Source organism: Stagnihabitans sp. (assembly GCF_964946895.1).
The window spans coordinates 57,111-76,578 of the sequence record NZ_CBBQHX010000008.1 but is presented as its reverse complement, the minus strand read 5'-3'; the positions used below and the strand labels follow the sequence as shown (position 1 = coordinate 76,578).

Below are 19,468 nucleotides of genomic sequence, written 5' to 3'. Positions count from 1 at the left end.
AGCGCATAACGCGGACCTTGGTTTTTCGCATTTTTTGTGTTATACACCCGTTACAATCAATGAAGGATGCCTGAAACCCTTCCAGAGCTGCTCGCCTGGGGTGGTTTTGCCGACGAATGTGAGCCTTGGAAACGATGGGTTTATGACCTGTCGCTGTGAATTTTCGTCTGTCCGGGCCGTGCCCCATAGGAAGTGACTGAATGACCAAGAGTAAGAAGCCTGACTTCCACCCGAATGATTTCGTGGTGTATCCTGCCCATGGCGTTGGCAAAATCATGTCCATCGAAGAACAGGAAATCGCCGGGTACCGGCTGGAACTGTTCGTCATCTCGTTCGAGAAGGACAAGATGACCCTCCGCGTGCCGACGCACAAGGCGACCGAAATCGGGATGCGCTCGCTGTCGACTCCGGACGTGGTGACCAAGGCGCTGGACACGCTGAAGGGCAAGGCCCGCGTCAAGCGCGCCATGTGGTCACGTCGGGCGCAGGAATACGAACAGAAGATCAACTCGGGCGACCTGATGGCGATTGCGGAGGTCGTACGCGACTTGCATCGCTCTGACGATCAGCGCGAGCAAAGCTATTCCGAGCGTCAGTTGTATGAAGCGGCGCTGGAGCGGCTTACACGCGAAGTGGCGGCTGTGGCTGGCGTCGATGAAGCGGGCGCGCAGAAGAAAGTCGGCGAAGTTCTGGTCGGCCGCGCGGCCTGACCCGCTTTACAAGTCTGCAAGGGCGGTCCGCTGGGGCCGCCCTTTTGCATGTCGGGAATGGCATCCAAAAGGTCCGCAGCGTCTGGCCATTTATTTGCCCAACGGCTAGGTCACGGGCAACCGCCAAGGAGGCATCCGTGACCCAAACCCCCGCCACCCTGTCTGACATCCGCACCATCCTCGTCAACCTGCCCGCTGCCGATCCAGCGGCCACCGCCGGGGCCGTCGCCCGCAACGGCCAGTTGACCAAGCCACCGGGCGCATTGGGGCGGCTGGAGGATGTGGCGATCTGGCTGGCAGGGTGGCAGGGCACCGACACACCGCGCATCACCGCACCGCAAATCGCGATCTTCGCAGGTAACCATGGCGTGGTTGCAAAGGGCGTTTCGGCCTTCCCGGCTGAGGTGACCGTGCAGATGGTGGCCAATTTCCAGCATGGCGGTGCGGCGATCAACCAACTCGCCCGCAGCTTCGGCGCCAAGATGACGGTTGATGCGATCGAGCTTGACCGTCCCACGGCCGATTTCACCGAGCATGACGCAATGACCGAGGCTGACCTGCTCGCCGCCCTGTTGGTCGGCTGGAACGCGGTCGACCCAAGGGCCGACCTCCTGGTGCCCGGTGAGATGGGGATCGGCAACACCACCTCTGCCGCAGCCATCGCCTGTGCCTTGTTCGGCGGCGCGGCGGAGGACTGGGTTGGGCGTGGCACCGGCGTCGACGACGCGGGTCTGACCCGCAAGGCCAACGCCGTGCGCGCCGGTGTCGCCCGCCTGACCTCGCGCGAGGCGTTGGCGGTGTTGGCCGCAGTGGGGGGGCGCGAGGTCGCCGCCATGACCGGGGCCATGCTGCATGCCCGTGTCCTGCGCATTCCGGTGATCCTGGACGGCTTCATCGCCTGCTCTGCCGCCGCGATCCTGCATGCCGCTGCGCCTGGAGCGTTGGACCACTGCATCGCGGGCCATGCCAGCGCCGAGGCCGCCCACACCCGGCTTTTGGCCGCGCTGAACAAGACCCCCTTGCTCTCCCTCGGCCTGCGCCTTGGCGAAGGATCCGGCGCCGCTCTGGCGCTCGGCATCGTCAAGGCCGCCGCCGAGTGTCATTCGGGCATGGCCACCTTTGCCGAAGCCGGGGTTGCTGCCGGCTGAGGCTTTCGCCTCGCCTTCTCCAAATATCCCGCGGGGATCCGGGGGGCGCGAAGCCCCCCGGCTGGGTCCGCAGAGCGGCGGGCGCCGGGGCTTGCCTCGGCGCCCGCTTTCAGTCCTTGGTGCCATCCATCGGACGCAGCTCGTAAATCTCGTGGATCAGCGCCGTCTCCAGATCGCGGTCAAGCTTCTTGGCGCGTTCGATATAGGCCGGGTTGCGGTCGACTGGCTGGCCCGGCACCCACAACTCTGCCAGATCTCTCATCGCGGCGCGGTCGAGCCGGAAGAATGCCTTCGATACGTTTGCGGCCTCGTATCCTGAAAACCCCATGTTCTCCAACACATAGCGCCCCGCGCGGACAGATGAGTCAAAGGTCTCGCGCACGATGTCGTTGGCACCGGCCTGATACAGTTCATAGACATGTACCCGGTCGAAAGCGCGGGCCACGATGTGGATGTCTGGTCGTTTGGAGCGCACGAATTTGACGATCTGTACGGCTTTGGCCGGTTCATCCACTGCAACCACCAGAACCTGCGCTTCCGAAAGGCCCGCCGCCTCCAGCAGTTCCGGACGCGAGGGGTCGCCGAAGTAGCCCTTCACGCCAAATCGGCGCAAGGTGTCGATCATGGCCATGTCGCTGTCCAGAACCACCGTCGCGATGCCAGAGTTGCGCACCAGCCGGTTGACCACCTGCCCGAAGCGCCCGACCCCAGCGATGATCACCGCGCCCTTTTCGTCGATCACATCGGCGGGTCGCTCCGGATGACGGGCCGACAAGCCGCGGGACAGGGCCTCGTAGCCCAGAAACAGCAGCGGCGTCAGCAGCATCGAGAGGGATATCACCAATTGCGCCATTTGCCCTGCCACGACCGGCAAGGCAGCCTCGTTGCGGGCTATCGAGATGATCAGGAAGCCGAACTCGCCGCCCTGCGCCAACCCAAGCGCAAAGAGCGTGCAGTCGCGCAGACGCAGCCGGAATAGTGCCCCGATCGCGAACAACACGGCGCTCTTGATGACGATCAGGCCCAGCACCAGCGCCAGGACCATCAGCGGCTCGCGGAACAACAGGGCAAAGTTGATGCCGACGCCAACTGTCATGAAGAACAGCCCCATCAGCAGGCCCTTGAAGGGCTGCAGATCGGCCTCCAGCTGATGCCGGAATTCAGAGTTTGCCAGAACCACTCCGGCGACGAAGGTGCCCAAAGCGGGCGAAAGCCCCACCATCATCATCAGGAATGCAATTCCCAGCACCAGAAGCAACGAGATGAAGGTCGACATCTCGGGCAACCGTGCGGCATGGACAAAACGGAAGATCGGGCGCGTCAGGTAATGGCCTGACAGAATGATCGCCGCGACGATCGCCAGGGTCAACGCAGTCACCTGCCATGCGGGCAGGTTCTGGATCATGGTCAGCAAGGGCTCTGCGACACCGGCAGAAGGATCGGCGGGGGCAACCGACGGGTTGGTTACGCCGAAGGTGTTCACAGTCAGTCCGGTCGCCACGGGAAGCGCCAGCAGCGGCATCACCGACAGGATCGGGACCACGGCAAGGTCTTGCGTAAGAAGCACCGCAAAACTCGCCCGTCCGCCCGCCGTTCGCATCAGGTTCTTTTCCGCCAGTGTCTGCAAGACGATCGCAGTCGAGGACATCGCCCCGATCATCCCGGCAATCAGCGCCACCTGTTTGGGTGCCCCAAAGGCGTAAAGCGTGCCCCCGACGGCCCCCATGGTCACCAAGACCTGCAACCCGCCCATGCCCAAAAGCTTGATCCGCATGTCCCACAGGGCCTTCGGCTCCAGCTCCAGCCCGATCAGGAACAGCATCAGCACCACGCCGAATTCTGCAAAATGCTGCAGGTCAGTGGTGCCCGCCCCGGCCAGACCCATCACCGGCCCCATCAGGATGCCCGCTGCCAGGTAGCCCAGAACCGAACCCAGCCCAAGCCTGACAGACAAGGGTACGACAAGGACGGCAGCCCCCAGATAGATCGAGGCTTGCAAAAGAAAACTTTCCATCCGGTCCTTTCAAGTCGTGGTTCTGGTATCCCGGTGACCGGCGAAAATCGGTCGCCTCGCTGCGCAATATATCAGGTTGTGCGTCCAAGATAGGAAGCCCTTGCTGCGGAATAGTCCGCTGCAGTCCGGGAAACATAGGATGTCTGCCGCAGAATTCGTCGGCAAATTGTCCCGGGGGCCAACGTCGCGCTGACGTCAGCCTTTGGGCAGGGCAAGGGTAACGATTTGGCCACCCTTCTGGTATTGAATGGACGTGTCGGTGATTGCATCCACTCGCCCACCGTCAACGCTGTCACCCACCTTGATGGTCTTGACGGTGCCATTGCCCTGCCGAACCATGGCAAAACGGCTCGACACTGTGCCAAAGACCGCCAGAAGCGCCAGTCTGTTGGTGTTCAGGGCGTGTTTGGCGGTCGCCTGTTTGTCGACAGAGGCGCTGACCGGCAAGCGGGGCGCCGGACCCTCGGCCGGATCCGGCTCAGCCTGTGCCTCGGGTGCGGCCGTGTCGTTGCTGACAACCTGCGTGTCTGGCGCAGGTTGATTGAGCGCGGCCTCCACCGCCGTGTCAACGGCCTTGTCCAGACCCGACGGTCGGGCAGGCGGCTTGGGCGAGGTGGCCAGTGCAAAGCCCTTCGCGGCCAAAGAGGCTGAAGCGGCGTTGGCATCTGCGCCAGTGTCGGACGCCAAGGGCGAGGGCAGGTCGGCCGGGCGTGCTTCCGGACGCAAGCTCGCTAGGAGGGCGTCTTCCGGGCTTGTCGCGGCAGTGCCTTGCTGGCCGGGTGCCGGGGCGAGGCCGGCAGGTTTGCCCTTCGGGCGCTTGCCTGCCAGAGTTGGGTCTTGCGCAAGCGCAGGGGCGGCCGCTGCCGGTTCCGCCGTGTCTGGTGTCAAAACTGCGGTAGCGGTCGCCGTGGTTCCCGAGGTGTCAGGCGTTGCCGCCGCCGATGACGCGCGTGTCGCATCCGGGGGCGTGTTGGTGGTCGGTGCGGGGGCCGCGGCCGCGGTGGTTGGTGCATCCGCCACCGGGGCTGTTGCATCTGAGGCCGCAGGGGCGGCGACAGCGGGTGCCAAATCCGCAGGTCGTTCGGGGGGGAGCACCTTCGGCTTGCCCGCAATAAGCAGAACGCCCTCGGGCGTTACGATGCCTTCGGGCGTTGGGATGATGTGGCCATCTGCGTCGAACTTGTAAACCGTGCCGTAGGGCGGTGGAGCAGGTTCGGCGGCGGGGCTCGCATCGGCGCCCGCCGCAAGGGCAGGCAGCGCAAGTGGCCCCGCCGCCTTTGGCGGCGTATCGGCCATTGCCAGCACGATCTTGTCTTGCCCTGCCGTACCGGGGGCTGTTGGCGCCACGCCGGTCGAGGACACCTCGGTCTTCGGGGCTGGTTCCGCCACCGGCGGAGCGGGCGTTGCCGTCGCCTGTGGGGCTGCGGCTGCATCGGCGGTCGGTGTCGATGCAGCCACGGTGTTATCTGTGGTCGTTGTTGGCGCCGCATCTGGCGCAGCACTCGCCACGGTCTGGTCCGCCGTCGGGTTCGAAGCCGGGGCGGTCGGGGTGCTGCTGGTGTCCACAGTCGCGCTGGTCTGGGTTGTCTGAGACGCGGGCGGTGTCAGCTTGGCTGCATCAGGTGCTGCCAAACTGGCCTGCTGCGACGCAGGGGCCGCGGCGTCCGGCGTCGACAGGCTGGCCGCCGGAGAGGACGTCGTGGGGGCGCCGGCGCCTGTCCCCGTCGTATCATTTGCGCCCATCTTCAGGCTGGACCATGCCGCAACCGCAATCAGCAGCAGCAGCAAGATTACTGTCAGGATCAGGCCAAGGTAACGCGGTTTGCCCTTGATGGGGGTTGAGCGGCTGCCGAGCCCCGTAGGCTTGGTCGTGGCCTTGCGGGCCGCCGCTGCGGCCTGTTCTTCCGGCGTGCCCGCCGTGGGCAGTGCCACGACATTACGTTCGCGCCGCGCGCCCAGAATGCCGGCAGCGGTGACCGATCCGGTGCCGGTCTTGCCAGGCTTTGCAGCCGCGGTCTTGGCGGCTCCTGCGGTGGTCTTGACGGGAAAAGGCAGGGTGTCGCGGGGTGAGGCCGGTGCCGGACGCGCCACGTTGGGACGGGGCACCGAGGGACGCTGCGCAGGTGCCGCACCGACCGAGGGAATCTTCGAGACGGCAGGGGCGCTTTGCTTGGCGGCACCCGCCGTCGCGGCGGCGATCGCGGCGGTGCGGCGGCTGGCAAAGGCCGCCACAATCTCGGCTGCCGGGGCAGGCGGGACATCATCGTCCTGAACGCTGGCAAGGTCTGCCACATCCATGGCCATCGGCGCCTCGGGGACCTCGACGACGACCGGCTTGACCGGGTCGGGTTTGGACTGTCGCTGAACGGGCGGCGGCAGCGGATCCACCGCAGGCGCGGCCGGTTTGGAGCGAACCGGGTCTGCCTCGGCTGCGGCCACCGGGGCAACCTCGACCGGTACAATGGCGGGGCTGGCAGCGGGATGAGAGACTGCTGGCGCAGCGACGGGTGCGGGCGTTTCGGCAACCGGTTCAGGCTGTGCGGGCAAATCCGCGACCGGGATGCTTGCAGATGCAGGCTGGATCTGTGGTGCCTCTGACGAGGCTTCTGCGGTCGGATCGCCAGGCGCTGGTTCCTCAGCGGCGGTCTCGGCGATCACCGGCGCGGCGTTTTCGGGCACCATGTCCTTGTCGTCCGGCGCAACGGGCTTGGCCTTGGGTTCGCTGCGGTGGAAGTCGCGCGCGATGACCGTGATCGGATCCTGATCCCGCTCAACCTTCTCACCCTCGGCCAGAAGTGTCGCGGCGAGGGCGGACGGACCAAAGAAGGGCTCGTTCAAAATGGCGGCGTCGTCTGGCACAGCGACGAAGCTGACCGGATTGAAGCGGTGCTCCGTTGCGAAGGCTTCGGCCTCGGCCAGGGTTTCCTTGGCAACCACGGCCACGTTCAGGTCTGCCCCGGTGCCCCACCAGTCATAGACCAGATCGTCAATAGCATAGGGGGTCAGGCCCTCAAGCCCGGCGCGGATCTGGCGCTTGCGCTTTGCAGCATCCGGACCTGGCGCGTGGACGGCCGTATACAGGATCTGCTCGTTCGGGATCACCAGTTTGGTGGTGATCCCGCGCGGCGAGAGGCCAAGCGCGGTAGAGCGCATGTAGCCCAAAGCCTCGGCAAAGTCGGGGGCATCAAGGGCCGTGGATCCCACCTGGCTCCAGCCACGCGAGGTCCGGTGCAGCAAGGTGACGAGACCGTCACGGAAGTCTAGGGCGAACGAAGGTTTCATGAGGAGCGTCTAGCACAGCCATCAGATCGCCGGGAAGTAACCCCGGTTTGGCGGCCTGCTTACAGCAGGATTCTGCCGAATGAAAGAAAAAGCCCGGCCTCCGCCAAGGATCATCTTGCGAGCGGCGTCGTAGAAGGCAATGACGGATCATTCATGGAGGAACCGATGCGCATCCTGACCGCCTTTGCCCTGTCCAGTGTCTTGCTTGCCCCAATCCTGTGCGCCCCGACAGCCGCTTTTGCCGATACGGCCGGCACGATCACCGTCACCGGCAGCGCGACGGTCAATGTGGTGCCTGACCTTGCCACGATCTCGTTGGGTGTCACAACGACGGGTGACAGCGCTGCGGCGGCAATGTCGGCCAACAATGATGCGGTGTCGGCGGTGATTGCGCGGCTGATCGCCGCAAAGGTGGCGGACCGGGACATGCAGACCTCCAGCCTGTCGATCAACCCGAACTGGGTGACCAATGATGCGGGCACCGGGCAGGTGGTGAAGGGGTATGTCGCCTCCAATATGCTGACGGTGCGAATCAAGGCCTTGGACACCACTGGCGCCATTCTGGACGCTGCCATCACCGACGGCGCCAATACGCTGAACGGCTTGACCTTTGGCTTGCAAGACCAGCGTCCGACCGAGGACGAGGCGCGCAAGGCGGCTGTCGCTGACGCCGTGGCGCGGGCCAAGCTGCTGGCGCAGGCGGCGGGTGAAAAGCTGGGGCCGATCGTATCTATCACCGAAGGCGGTGGCGATCCGCCGCCGGGTCCGATGATGTCAAAGATGGTGGGCAGCGCCGCTGTCCCGGTTGCTGCAGGCGAGGTAGGCATCTCTGCCAGCGTCACCATCGTCTGGCAACTGGCGCAGTGAGGGCGGGGTGCGCATCCCTTGCGCACCCCGCGGTTTTCTCAGGCGGTGGCGCGCGTCAGCGCCTGATCCAGATCGGCGATGATATCGCGCACGTCTTCGATCCCGATCGACAGGCGCACCACGTTGGGCAGGGCACCGGCCGCCGCGCGCTGATCATCCGACAGCTGGCGGTGCGTGGTCGAGGCCGAGTGAATAACCAGACTGCGCGTGTCGCCAAGGTTGGCGACATGGCTGAACAGCTTCAGATTGTCGACGAATTTGACGCAGGCATCATAGCCGCCCTTGATCGCGAAGGTGAACAAGGCGCCGGCACCGCCCGGCACGATCATCTTGGCCAGGTTGTGGTAGGGCGAGGATTTCAGGCCCGGATAGGTTACATAATCGACGCGCGGGTCCTGCTCCAGGTATTCGGCCACCGTTTGGGCGTTCTGGACATGGCGTTCCATCCGCAAGGGCAGCGTCTCGATCCCCATCAGGGTGTAGTGCGCGCCTTGCGGGTTCATCGTCATGCCCAGATCGCGCAAGCCCACGGCAATGGAATGGAAGGTGAAGGCCATGGCTCCCAGCGCCGCATGGAAGTTCAGTCCGTGATAGGCCGGCTCTGGTGCCGCCAGCGACGGGAACTTGCCCGAGGCCGACCAATCGAACTTGCCCGAATCAACCACGATGCCGCCAGTGACGGTGCCGTTGCCGGTCAGGTATTTGGTGGCCGAATGCACGACCAGCGTCGCACCATGCTCGATGGGGCGGCAGAGGAACGGCGTGGCGGTGGTGTTGTCGACGATCAGCGGAATGCCGGCCTGGTTTGCAACGCGCGCGATGGCGTCAAGATCGGAAATCGCACCGCCGGGGTTGCAGATCGTCTCGCAGAACAGCGCCCGTGTGTTTTCGTCAATCGCCGCCTCGATCGCCTTCAGGTCGTCAAAGTCGACCAGCTTGGCCGACCAGCCGAACTTGCGGATCGTGTTGGTGAATTGCTGAACGGTGCCGCCGTAAAGCTTGGTGGAGGCGACGACGTTGGTGCCCGGCTGCATCAAGGGAAACAGCGCCATGATCTGCGCCGCATGACCGGACGAGCAGCAAACCGCCCCCGCGCCGCCTTCCAGAGCCGCCACACGGTTGGCCAGGGCCGACACGGTGGGGTTGGTCAGACGGGAATAGATGTAGCCGACTTCCTGCAGATTGAAGAGTTTCGCCGCATGGTCGCTGTCGCGGAACACATAGGCTGTGGTCTGGTAGATCGGTACCTGACGGGCGCCGGTGGCGGGGTCAGGCTCGGTTCCGGCATGGACGGCAAGGGTGTTGAAGCCAAGGGTCATTCTGTCCTCCTTCAGTGGATGGGCGGACGCTAGGGCAGGGCGCAAAATCAGGCAACTGTTAATCAGGCCGTGCGACGAATAAACACGTCAGTTTCTATCGTCTTTTGGGCTATCCATGACAACAAAGGTCGTGATGGCCTGCACCTGCGGCAAAACCCCGAGGATTTCGGTGTGCCAGTGCTTGTAATGCGCCAGATCCCGCGCCTCGACCCGCAACAGGTATTCGACGGTGCCGGTGACGTTGTGACACTCGCGCACTTCCGTTGCGCGGGAGATCGCGCGTTCAAACGCCTCTTGCGCGGCCTTGGTGTGGCTGTTGAGGCCTACCGTCACATAGGCCACAAAGCCGATGCCCACCTTGGCGGAGTCGATGACGGCGCGGTAGCCCTTGATCACGCCGGACCGCTCCAGTTCCTGCACGCGGCGCAGGCAGGCAGAGGGCGAGAGGCCGACCTTTTCCGCGAGGTCCAGGTTCGAGATGCGACCGTCCTGCGACAGGACGCGCAATATCCGGGTGTTTATATCATCCAGTTTCGTCATTTATTGCAAATAATGCTATTGAAGCGGACAGATTGCAATCCTTCGTCCCGTAAGGTGGTGAAGAATTGCGCCATGACACATGACATCCTTCTTGCGCTGATCTCTTTCGCCTTCGTGACCTCGGTGACACCGGGACCGAACAACCTGATGTTGATGGCCTCGGGCGTGAATTTCGGCTTTCGGCGAACGCTGCCGCATATGCTGGGGGTCAGCCTTGGACATGGACTGATGGTGTTTCTGGTGGGCTTCGGCCTGTCAGGCGTGTTTCAGGCGGTTCCCGCGAGCAAGCTGGCGCTGAAGGTGGTCTCGGTCGCCTATATGCTGTGGCTGGCGTGGAAGATCGCCCATGCCTCTGCCCCCGGAGAAGGCACGGCGCGGCCGCATCCGATGACCTTCCTGCAGGCGGCGGCGTTTCAGTGGGTCAACCCCAAGGCTTGGGCGATGGCTTTGGGGGCGATCAGCAACTACGGGCAGGGCGGGATTTCGGCGGTTCTGGTCGTCTGCGTGGTCTTTGCCAGCATCAATCTGCCCTCGGTGTCGTTGTGGTGCTACGCCGGGGAGAGGCTGCGGGCCTTCCTGTCCAATCCGCGCCGTCTGGTGCAATTCAACTGGACGATGGCGGGTTTGCTGGTGCTGTCACTGTGGCCGGTGCTGGAGATTTAGCCGGCTGCCATCGCCGAATAGGCCGTCCGCCCGGCCACCAGCGTCAAGCGCGGCGCTGGGGTGCCCCCCTCTGGCCAGTCGATCAGGGTCAGGTCGGCGCGCTGGCCCACTGCGATCTCGCCCCGGTCACTCAGGCCAGAGGCGCGGGCGGGGTTGGTGGAAACCAACTTCCACAGGGCTGGCAGGGCGTGGCCATCCGCTTGCAACCGCGCCACGGCGGTCAGCATCGCCGGGTAGAAGTAATCCGACGCGAGGATATCGCAGAGCCCCCGCTTGAGCATGTCAGAGGCGCCGGGTGAACCCAGATGGCTGCCGCCCCGCGCCGCATTGGGGGCACCGAAGACGATCCAGTCGCCGGCCTCACGTGCCGCTTCAGCGGTGTGGGCATTCATCGGAAACTCGCTGATCCGGGCGCCAAGGTCACGATAGAAGCGCCGGGTTTCGATCTGGCTGTCATCGTGGCTGAGCATCGGCACAGCGGCGGCCCGTCCTTTGGCAGCCACTTGTTCGATGATGCCGGACACTTGCGGGCGACGGTTCCATGTGTGGCGGATCAGGTCGACGAAGTCTGCAACCGAAAGACCTGACCGTTTGGCGCGCTCAGCCATTTTGGCGGCGAAAGCGGCAGACGTCATGTCGGCCAGCGGAAAGGCCGGGTCTTGGTCGAACGGACGGGATTGCAGCGGGGTGCCCGGGTGCAGAACCGCCATCGAGGTGTGATCGTTGAAGGCGATCGACGGCGCCAGTGGCCCGGCCAAGGCTTGCTCGATCAGGGGCACAGCCTCAAAGCAGAATGTCTCCCACCGCAGTTGCACGCGGTTTTCCACTGTCAGTCGGGGGCCGAGGGCGGCCAGCGCCTCGACCACCCGGCGCGCGGTCGCCACCGAGCGCAGCCCCGGCTCCCAAGACAGGGTCAGGGCGTGATAGGCGGTGGCGATGCCATTGGCGGCCAACTGGCGGTCGGTTTCCAGTAAGGCGGCCTCCAGCGGGAAATCGACGCCGGGACGCGGCATCAGTTGGCGCTCGAAGGCGTCCCCGTGAATGTCGATCATGGCGGGGGCGAGGATCATGCCTTTGGCGTCGATCACTCGGGCCCCATGGCGGGGCATGTCCAGCCCGACGATCTTGTCGCCCTCAATGCGGACCGAAACCCGCGCCAGTGCGCCGGGCAGCAGAACCCGCGCTCCCTCGATGATGATCGCGTCCATGCGGGCTCCTGTCGTGTCAGCTTCTGGCTGCATGGCAAAGCGGCGTGACAGGGTGATGACACTTCGTCACCGTAGCCAAAGACCCTCGCGTTTCAAGGTGTTGCGGATTGCCTGTTCGCGCACGGGCAAGTTGGCGCGGTCAAAAAGCGCCCGCGCCTCCAGCCCTTTGCGCTGATAGATCATGCGGCGGAACGGGTCGTGGGATTTGAGAACCTTCTTGACCGCATTGCGTCCGGCCACCTCTTCCAGCACCGCCACGGCGCGGTCACTTTCGCGGGCATAAAGCAGCGGCAGGGTGCGGTAATGGCAAGTGACCGCGCCATCCATTCCATTCAGATCCGGCCCCGGACGACCGCCGCCGAAGGAATGGATCACCAGGGGCAGCACCACCTGATCAAGCCAGGGGTTCATCTCCTGACAGGCCAGCGTCGCGGGCGGCCGGTCGCGGATCTCGGTTGCGTAGGCCAGAAAGCGGGCGCCGAAGGCCTGCGGGCTTTCATGAAAGAACCAGCCCGCGTTGAAGTAAAGATAACGCTTCCAATATTCATCCGGCTGAGAGGTGTCCAGCGAACTGGCGTAGTCGAGCCCGAGCCGGTCATACAGCGATTGCCAGATCTGCCCGTAGCCCGGACCGTACAGCTCTATCTGCGGCCAGGTCCCCTCGCGCCGCATAGAGGCGGAAGGTTTGGTGAAATCGAAAGCCACTTTGGCAAAGCGGTCCAGCACCAGCGTGTCGGAATCCAGAAACAGGAAGGGTTCGTCTGGCAGCGCGGTCAAAGCCTCGATCTTGTTGCCGTAGGGGTAAGAGGCGCCAAAGACCTTGTTGTCGAAGGGCAGAACTTCCGCGCCAAGATCGGACAACAGGCCAAGTAGGGCAGGGTCGGTGATCCGCGGGTCCTCGGGCCACTGGGGGCCGTGCTGAGGTTCGGCGATGAAGATCTTGCCAGGAAAGTCCGGATCCTGCGCCCGAATCGAAGCCACCAGCAACGCCGCCTCATAGGCCAGCCGCCCGGATTGACCGATGGCGAGGATGTTGAAGACCTGACGTTCCACGCAATACACCTTCGGCCCAAACGTCCCGCCATTCCCGGCAATGGGGCCGGGAATGTCAAGGCTTCGTTAGGCTTTGGGGGTGAACCTCAGGCTAAGGCAGGACATGCCGCCGTCCAGCTTGGCGCATTCAGAGTTGCCAATCTCACGCACCGCGAAGCCCGCCGTGACCAGCTTGTCGCGGGTGCGCGGAAAGCCTGCGGGCATCAACACGATGTCATTGAAGCGGATCGCGTTGGCGCAAGCCTCTTCGCCCGTGGCCGTATGGATGACCTTGTATCCGCTGAAGCAGCCAGAGACGTCCAGCCGTTGGGTGGACAGGATGGTTTCGGCGTCCAAAAGCGAGCAGTCGGTCTTGAAGTGCAGCACGCCAGGAGGGGTGAAGACCTCACGCACCTTATGGCCCCAGTCAGCGACCTTGGCCGCCAGTTCGGCAATGCCTGCGCCATTGGTGCGGGCAGAGCGGCCAATCAGAACCTCGGTTTCGGTGGTCAGGATGTCACCGCCTTCGATGAAGCTGTCCGCCCCGTCGATCCAGCGCACATCGCCATAAAGGGACACCAGATTTGGCGCCATCTGCGCCGCTTCGCCCAAACGGGTCGGCGCACCGGGGCGCATGACGATAGCACCCTCAGGCAGGCACAGGGCCGTGTCCTCGACAAAGACCGAATCCGGGAACGCCTCCAGAGCCTCCAGTTCCACCACAATGGCCCCGGTCGAGCGCAGGGCGTCGATATAGTCGGCGTGATGCTGGCGCATCAGCGAAAGTGAGGGCGTACCGGTATCAACCGCCCGCAGGCCATTGATGATAGACGCCGCAGGCTTGCGCGTGATGGCATGGGAAAAGCGGTAAGACCGGTCGGACATTGGAAACCTCATGCCAAAGCAGATGGGAGGGCTATTGCCCTGCCGCATCTTGCTTCGGCAATATCCGGTAGAATGGTGGGCGACCCTGGAATCGAACCAGGCATGAGTCGCCTCGGGAGAGTTACAGTCTCCTGCCACACCTTGTAGCATGTCGCCCACTGAGCGGGGGAGATAAACAAGGGGCGCAGGGGCGTCAAGGGGGCCAATCGCAATGGTTTGCGCTTGCGTGAAATCCTTTGCGGGGCCAAATGGAGGTCGAAAGACGAGGGGACCATGAGCGGTTATAGCGAAAGCACCAAGCCCAGTTGGGTGATTGACAAGGAACGGGCCAAGCGGGCCGAGGCGAAAGAGACGTTGTGGCTGTTCGGCATCCATGCGGTGCGCGACGCTTTGTTGAACCCAAACCGCGAAAAACTGCGTCTGGTCCTGACCAAGAACGCGGCTGACAGGCTGGCGGACGCTTTGCCCCATGCTGGCATTGAACCAGAAATCGTTGACCCGCGGAAATTCCAGGTGCCGATCGCGGAAGATTCGGTTCACCAGGGCGCTGCGATGGAAGTGAAGCCCCTGAACTGGGGCAAACTTGAGGACGTCTGCATCTCGGGCAAGGGTAACGCGCTGGTGGTCTGTCTTGACCGCGTGACCGATCCGCACAACGCGGGTGCTGTTCTGCGTTCCGCCGAAGTGTTTGGCGCGCGTGCCGTGATTGCCCCGCGCCACCATTCTGCGCCCGAAACCGGGGCGCTGGCCAAGACCGCCTCGGGTGCGCTGGAACGTCAACCCTACCTGCGGGTGACCAATCTGGCCGATTCCATGGTGACCCTGCGTGAGATGGGCTATGTGCTGATTGGTCTGGATGGGGAAGGCACCGTGACCTTGGCCGAGGCCATGACCAATGCCGGAAACCGTGCGGTGGCGCTGGTGATGGGGGCTGAAGGGCCGGGCTTGCGCGAAAAGACGCGGGAAACTTGCGATGTGATCGCCCGCATTCCTTTTGCGGATGCGTTCGGGTCCCTGAACGTGTCGAACGCAGCGGCGATTGCGCTTTATGCGGCGTCTGTCCGTTGAAACACAAACAATCCTAACCTGCACAAGTTTGTGAATGCTTTTGCGGAAGTTGCCCCTTTAATGGCTTTCTCGCACTCTTATATCTGAAGGGAAGGCATGGCCCGGAACGCCGCTTTCAGATCACTGTCCCTCGTTCCGCACTGGCGCCCGGCTTTTCGTCCGGGCGCTTTTTTCTTGGGGAAATCATGGTTGAAGATGATTCGATTCGCCGCATCCTGACCGAAACCAAGGTGATCGCCCTTGTCGGCTGGTCTCCCAAGCCTGACAGGCCCAGTCATGGCGTTGCGGCCTACCTTGCCCGGCGCGGCTACCGTGTCATCCCGGTCAATCCAGGTCAGGCGGGCCAGATCAGCCCTTGGGGCGAATCTGTCCGTGGCAGCCTGTCCGAGATTGGCGAACCGGTCGACATGGTCGACATCTTCCGTGCATCCGACTCGGTGGGGCCTGTGGTGGATGACGCCATTGCGCACCTTGCTGGACGCCGCGCCATCTGGATGCAACTTGGTGTCGTCAACGAGGCCGCCGCCACCACCGCCCGCGCTGCTGGCCTTGAGGTCGTGATGAACCGTTGCCCCGCCATCGAGATTCCTCGCCTCGGCCTCTGATCTCTTGGAAGATGGGGGTCCGCTTCCGCGAAGTCGGCATCAAGCGCCACGCCCCTCTGGCACGCCGTGCCACTTTGCGCTAAGGGACGCCATCCCAAACAGGAGCGTCCGATGAAAGCCGCCGTCATCACCTTCCCCGGTTCCAATTGCGATCGCGATCTGGCCGTGGCGTTCGAAAAGGCTGGATTTCAGGTGGCGCGGGTCTGGCACAAGGACACAAGCCTGCCTGCGGGCACCGATGTGGTTGGCCTGCCGGGCGGATTTTCCTTCGGCGACTATCTGCGATGTGGCGCCATTGCCGCCCAATCGCCCATCGCTACAGCCGTCAAGGCCCATGCGGAGCGTGGTGGTTTTGTGCTTGGCGTCTGCAACGGCTTTCAGGTCCTGACCGAAATGCACCTGTTGCCCGGGGCCCTGATGCGCAACGCCGGGTTGAAATTCGTCTGCCGCTCGGTCGGGCTGCGGGTGGCCACGACGAACAGCGCCTTCACCTCGGCCTTTGGCCGCGGTCAGGAAATCAGCGTGCCGATCGCGCACCATGATGGAAATTTCACCATTGATGCCGAAGGGCTTAAGGCCCTGAAGGATCAGGACCGTATCGCCTTCACCTACCTCGATAATCCCAACGGCGCCACGGCGGACATCGCGGGGGTCCTGTCGGCCAACCGCCGCGTGCTGGGCATGATGCCGCATCCGGAGCGTGTGGTGGAAGCGGCGCAGGGCGGCAGCGACGGGCTGGCGGTTTTCGCCAGCCTGATGGGCGGGATGGCGCTGGCCTGACCCTTTCCCCCGGGGCTTTCCTTGAGGTGACCCGGTCACAGGCCTAGATTTGTGCGCATGAGCGACAAAGTCCCCCAGAAATCCCGCACAGACCGCCTTCAGGGCGGCTCGTTCTGGATCAAGGTGATCGTTGCCATCCTGATCTTGTTTGCCGTTGCCGTGGTTCTGATCACCAATCGTTGGCTGACCGAACGATTTACCGAAACGACCCGCAACAAGGCGGAACTGCGGCTGGCGCTTTACAGCGGCAACGTGGTGTCGGAACTGCAGCGCACGTCCGTGGTACCGCTTTTGCTGTCCCGCGATCCCGCGATTTCCGAGGCCTTGGTGAAAGGCGATTTCTCGCGCACCACGCAACGGCTGGTGCAGGTGCAGGCTGATATCGGTGTCGCCTCAATCCTGCTCCTAGACAGCTCGGGTCGCACCGTGGGGGCCACCAACCGCAACCTTTTGGGCACCAATTACCGCAACGCCGACTTCTACGTCGCCGCGGCCCGCTCAATGGACACTGTGTTTTCGGCCTCGCAGCGCGATGGCGGCGGCTTCCAGTTCACCTATAGCCAAGAGGTGTTTGCGGAAGGCAAACCGATGGGCGTCATCGTGGTCGCGGTCGATCTGATGAAGTTCGAGCGTGCCTGGGCTGCCTTGCAGGATGTGGTACTGGTCACCGATTCCGAAGGCCGTGTGATCTTGTCCACCGAACCGCGCTGGCGTGGCCAACCGCTGGACGCGGCGATTGCCGCACCAGATAGCCCGTCGGCGCTGGACCTTGCGCTGAACCGCGCCTTTTCGGTGACGTCAGACCTGACGCAGAACCATCCAGACGCCTATGTCCGGGGCGTGGCCGTCTTGCGCACCGACAACCGGATGACCTTCCGCGGTTGGCGCATGGCCAGCTTCACCGCCTATGATTCGGTGCGGGAACGGGTGAATGGCATTCTGGCGTTGGAGATCATGGGCTTTGCCATCCTCGCCGCCATGACCTTTTATCTGCTGTCGCGCCGGGCCTGGTCCGAAACTCTGTCGTTCCGGCGCGAGTCGCTGGAACTGCGCCAGTTGAACGCCCGTCTGCAGCGCGAAATTGCCGAGCGCGAGAAGGTTCAGAAAGACCTCGCCGTGGCCGAACAGACCCTCGCCCAGTCGTCCAAACTGGCGGCCCTTGGGGAAATGTCTGCGGCCGTCAGCCACGAGTTGAACCAACCGCTGGCCGCGATGAAAACCTACCTTGCCGGCGCCCGCCTGCTGCTGCAGCGCAAGCGGCCCGATGAGGCGCTGTCTTCGTTCCAGCGGATCGACGACCTGATCGACCGCATGGGTGCCATCACCCGCCAGCTGAAATCCTATGCCCGCAAGGGTGGGGAGGCGTTTGAGCCGGTGGACCTGCGCATCTGCCTGTCGTCCGCATTGGCGATGATGGAACCGCAACTGAAATTGCGCGTTGTGAAGATAACCCGCTCGATTCCGCGGCAGGCGGTCATGGTCATGGCCGACCGGCTGCGGCTGGAGCAGGTCATGATCAACCTGCTGCGTAATGCGTTGGATGCTACCAAAGATGTGAAAGAACCACAGATTGACCTCATGCTCGCTTCGGGCGACATGGCCATCCTGTCGGTGCGCGACAATGGCCACGGGATTGCCGATCTCGTGAACCTGTTCGAGCCGTTCTACACCACCAAGAAAGCCGGCGAAGGTGTCGGGCTGGGGCTGGCGATCAGCTCTGGCATTGTCACCGACCTCGGTGGGCGACTGACCGCGCACAATGCTGAAACCGGGGGCGCGGTGTTTGAGATGCAACTTCCGATCCTGCAGGCCGAGGCGGCCGAAGATCGCGGGCAAAACGTAAAAGCAGCGGAATGAGGGATTGATGGCGCGAGCGATGAAGGTGGCAATCGTCGATGACGAAGCCGATATGCGGCAATCCATCAGCCAATGGCTGGCCTTGTCTGGGTTCGATACCGAAACCTTCCCCTCCGCCGAGGAGGCTCTGAAGTCGATCGGCGCCGATTTCCCCGGTGTCATCGTGTCCGACATCAAGATGCCCGGCATGGATGGCATGGCCTTCCTGAAAAAGCTGATGGGAATGGATTCGGGGCTGCCGGTCATCCTGATCACTGGCCACGGTGACGTGCCGATGGCGGTGGAGGCGATGCGGGTTGGCGCTTTCGACTTTCTCGAAAAGCCGTTCAACCCGGACCGGATGACGGAACTAGCCAAGAAAGCGACGCAGGCACGCCGGATGACGTTGGACAACCGGGCGCTGCGCAAGGAGCTGTCGGACGGTTCGGTTCTTATGAAGAAGCTGATCGGCACCTCGCCGGTGATGGAGCGGCTGCGCGAAGATATCCTCGACCTCGGTCAAGCCGACGCCCACGTGCTCATCGACGGCGAAACTGGCACCGGCAAGACCCTGGTGGCGCATGCATTGCATGCTGTTGGCCCGCGCGCCGGCCGCAAGTTCGTGACGATCTCTTGCGCCGCATGGTCGGAAGACCAACTCGCCTCCCGTCTCTTCGGGCCCGCCGAAGACGGCACGATCCCGCTGGTCGAAGAGGCGCGCGGTGGCACGATCTGCCTTGAGGATATCGAGGCCCTGTCAGGGTCCATGCAGGCCCGCCTGCTGACCATGATCAACGAACAAGGCACCCCGCCGGAAACCCGGATCATTGCCATCTGCAATCGCCACGCACCCGACAAGACGTTGGAAGACACGCTGCGGCCCGACCTGTTCTACCGCTTGGGTGCCATGACCATCGTCTTGCCGCCGCTGCGAGCCCGTGGCGAGGACATCCTGACGCTCTTCAACCGCCTGACGGAGCAGTTCTCGGAGGAATACGGCTGCGACGCCCCGCAGGTGACGGCCCAGGAAGCCGCGCAATTGCTGCAGGCACCTTGGCCCGGCAATGTGCGCCAACTGGTCAACATCGCTGAACGCGCTGTCCTGCAGAACCGTCGCGGTTCCGGCTCCATCGCCTCGCTTCTGATGGCCGACAACGAAGCCACCGGTCCGGCGCTGACCACCGAAGGCAAGCCTCTGAAGGACTACGTCGAAGCTTTCGAACGCATGCTGATCGACAACACGATGCGCCGCCACAAGGGCTCCATCGTCGCGGTCATGGAGGAGCTTTGCCTGCCGCGGCGGACGTTGAACGAGAAGATGGCGAAATACAGCTTGCAGCGGCAGGATTACGTCTGACACCGGGGAAGGGGGGCCGTCTGCCCCCCTCGCGCCAAAGCGCTCACCCCCCGAGAGTATTTCGCAAGGAGCAAATGCAAGGGGGCTCTTTTTCCTGCTCCCATCGAAATATTCCACGGGGCTCAGGGGGCGCCAAACCTCCGACCTCGGCCAA

16 protein-coding genes and 1 tRNA gene are annotated in these 19,468 nt (G+C 63.6%); 9 read left to right on the top strand and 8 right to left on the bottom strand.

Annotated features, from left to right (window positions below; translation table 11 throughout):
- Nucleotides 1–200: 200 nt before the first annotated feature.
- Both AC1Y2B_RS07295 and cobT read left to right on the top strand, forming a co-directional pair.
- The gene (locus AC1Y2B_RS07295; RefSeq protein ID WP_482252410.1) at nt 201–710 is read left to right on the top strand and encodes a CarD family transcriptional regulator; all 510 of its coding nucleotides are present in this window, start codon (nt 201–203) and stop codon (nt 708–710) included.
- A gap of 137 nt (nt 711–847) precedes the next feature.
- Nucleotides 848–1,858 (top strand): nicotinate-nucleotide--dimethylbenzimidazole phosphoribosyltransferase, encoded by a 1,011-nt coding sequence (gene cobT, locus AC1Y2B_RS07290; protein ID WP_482252409.1) that lies wholly within the window; start codon nt 848–850, stop codon nt 1,856–1,858.
- A 109-nt stretch (nt 1,859–1,967) separates the two neighbouring features.
- Here the strand turns inward: cobT and AC1Y2B_RS07285 are convergent, their stop codons facing one another.
- Nucleotides 1,968–3,872 (bottom strand): cation:proton antiporter domain-containing protein, encoded by a 1,905-nt coding sequence (locus AC1Y2B_RS07285; protein WP_482252408.1) that lies wholly within the window; start codon nt 3,870–3,872, stop codon nt 1,968–1,970.
- Nucleotides 3,873–4,067: 195 nt separating this feature from the next.
- A complete protein-coding gene (locus tag AC1Y2B_RS07280; protein ID WP_482252407.1) occupies nt 4,068–7,154 on the bottom strand; it encodes a hypothetical protein in 3,087 nt (1,028 codons plus the stop codon).
- A gap of 165 nt (nt 7,155–7,319) precedes the next feature.
- On the opposite strand from AC1Y2B_RS07280, the gene AC1Y2B_RS07275 reads away from it, so the two are divergent.
- Nucleotides 7,320–8,021: an SIMPL domain-containing protein gene (locus tag AC1Y2B_RS07275; protein WP_482252406.1), complete on the top strand. Its 702-nt coding sequence runs from the start codon at nt 7,320–7,322 to the stop codon at nt 8,019–8,021.
- A 38-nt stretch (nt 8,022–8,059) separates the two neighbouring features.
- On the opposite strand, the gene AC1Y2B_RS07270 is transcribed toward AC1Y2B_RS07275, so the two are convergent.
- Both AC1Y2B_RS07270 and AC1Y2B_RS07265 read right to left on the bottom strand, forming a co-directional pair.
- Nucleotides 8,060–9,340: an O-acetylhomoserine aminocarboxypropyltransferase/cysteine synthase family protein gene (locus AC1Y2B_RS07270; protein WP_482252405.1), complete on the bottom strand. Its 1,281-nt coding sequence runs from the start codon at nt 9,338–9,340 to the stop codon at nt 8,060–8,062.
- Nucleotides 9,341–9,427: 87 nt separating this feature from the next.
- Nucleotides 9,428–9,880, bottom strand: coding sequence for an Lrp/AsnC family transcriptional regulator (locus AC1Y2B_RS07265; RefSeq protein ID WP_482252404.1), 453 nt, complete (start codon nt 9,878–9,880; stop codon nt 9,428–9,430).
- Between the two features lie 72 nt (nt 9,881–9,952).
- On the opposite strand from AC1Y2B_RS07265, the gene AC1Y2B_RS07260 reads away from it, so the two are divergent.
- Nucleotides 9,953–10,543, top strand: coding sequence for a LysE family translocator (locus AC1Y2B_RS07260; protein ID WP_482252403.1), 591 nt, complete (start codon nt 9,953–9,955; stop codon nt 10,541–10,543).
- Here AC1Y2B_RS07260 and AC1Y2B_RS07255 read toward each other — a convergent pair.
- The 4 genes from AC1Y2B_RS07255 to AC1Y2B_RS07240 form a co-directional block, all read right to left on the bottom strand.
- Nucleotides 10,540–11,751, bottom strand: a complete 1,212-nt coding sequence (locus AC1Y2B_RS07255) for an alpha-D-ribose 1-methylphosphonate 5-triphosphate diphosphatase (RefSeq protein ID WP_482252402.1) — start codon at nt 11,749–11,751, stop codon at nt 10,540–10,542. The genes AC1Y2B_RS07260 and AC1Y2B_RS07255 overlap by 4 nt on opposite strands.
- A gap of 66 nt (nt 11,752–11,817) precedes the next feature.
- Nucleotides 11,818–12,804, bottom strand: coding sequence for a hypothetical protein (locus AC1Y2B_RS07250; protein WP_482252401.1), 987 nt, complete (start codon nt 12,802–12,804; stop codon nt 11,818–11,820).
- A 66-nt stretch (nt 12,805–12,870) separates the two neighbouring features.
- Complete coding sequence (locus AC1Y2B_RS07245; protein ID WP_482252400.1) at nt 12,871–13,668, bottom strand: dimethylarginine dimethylaminohydrolase; 798 nt, start codon at nt 13,666–13,668, stop codon at nt 12,871–12,873.
- 73 nt (nt 13,669–13,741) lie between these two features.
- Nucleotides 13,742–13,825: transfer RNA gene (locus tag AC1Y2B_RS07240), tRNA-Tyr, on the bottom strand.
- 116 nt (nt 13,826–13,941) lie between these two features.
- Between AC1Y2B_RS07240 and rlmB the strand changes: the two genes are divergently transcribed.
- The 5 genes from rlmB to AC1Y2B_RS07215 all read left to right on the top strand — a co-directional run bounded on the left by rlmB (nt 13,942) and on the right by AC1Y2B_RS07215 (nt 19,314).
- On the top strand, nt 13,942–14,736 hold the full coding sequence (gene rlmB, locus AC1Y2B_RS07235) for a 23S rRNA (guanosine(2251)-2'-O)-methyltransferase RlmB (protein ID WP_482252399.1): 795 nt from the start codon (nt 13,942–13,944) through the stop codon (nt 14,734–14,736).
- A 185-nt stretch (nt 14,737–14,921) separates the two neighbouring features.
- Nucleotides 14,922–15,341 carry a CoA-binding protein gene (locus AC1Y2B_RS07230; RefSeq protein WP_482252398.1) on the top strand — a complete coding sequence of 140 codons (420 nt, stop codon included), beginning with the start codon at nt 14,922–14,924 and terminating at the stop codon, nt 15,339–15,341.
- Between the two features lie 111 nt (nt 15,342–15,452).
- Nucleotides 15,453–16,121, top strand: coding sequence for a phosphoribosylformylglycinamidine synthase subunit PurQ (gene purQ, locus AC1Y2B_RS07225; RefSeq protein ID WP_482252397.1), 669 nt, complete (start codon nt 15,453–15,455; stop codon nt 16,119–16,121).
- A gap of 57 nt (nt 16,122–16,178) precedes the next feature.
- Nucleotides 16,179–17,978 carry a sensor histidine kinase gene (locus AC1Y2B_RS07220; RefSeq protein ID WP_482252396.1) on the top strand — a complete coding sequence of 600 codons (1,800 nt, stop codon included), beginning with the start codon at nt 16,179–16,181 and terminating at the stop codon, nt 17,976–17,978.
- Between the two features lie 7 nt (nt 17,979–17,985).
- Nucleotides 17,986–19,314: a sigma-54-dependent transcriptional regulator gene (locus AC1Y2B_RS07215; RefSeq protein ID WP_482252395.1), complete on the top strand. Its 1,329-nt coding sequence runs from the start codon at nt 17,986–17,988 to the stop codon at nt 19,312–19,314.
- The last annotated feature ends 154 nt before the right edge of the window (nt 19,315–19,468 follow it).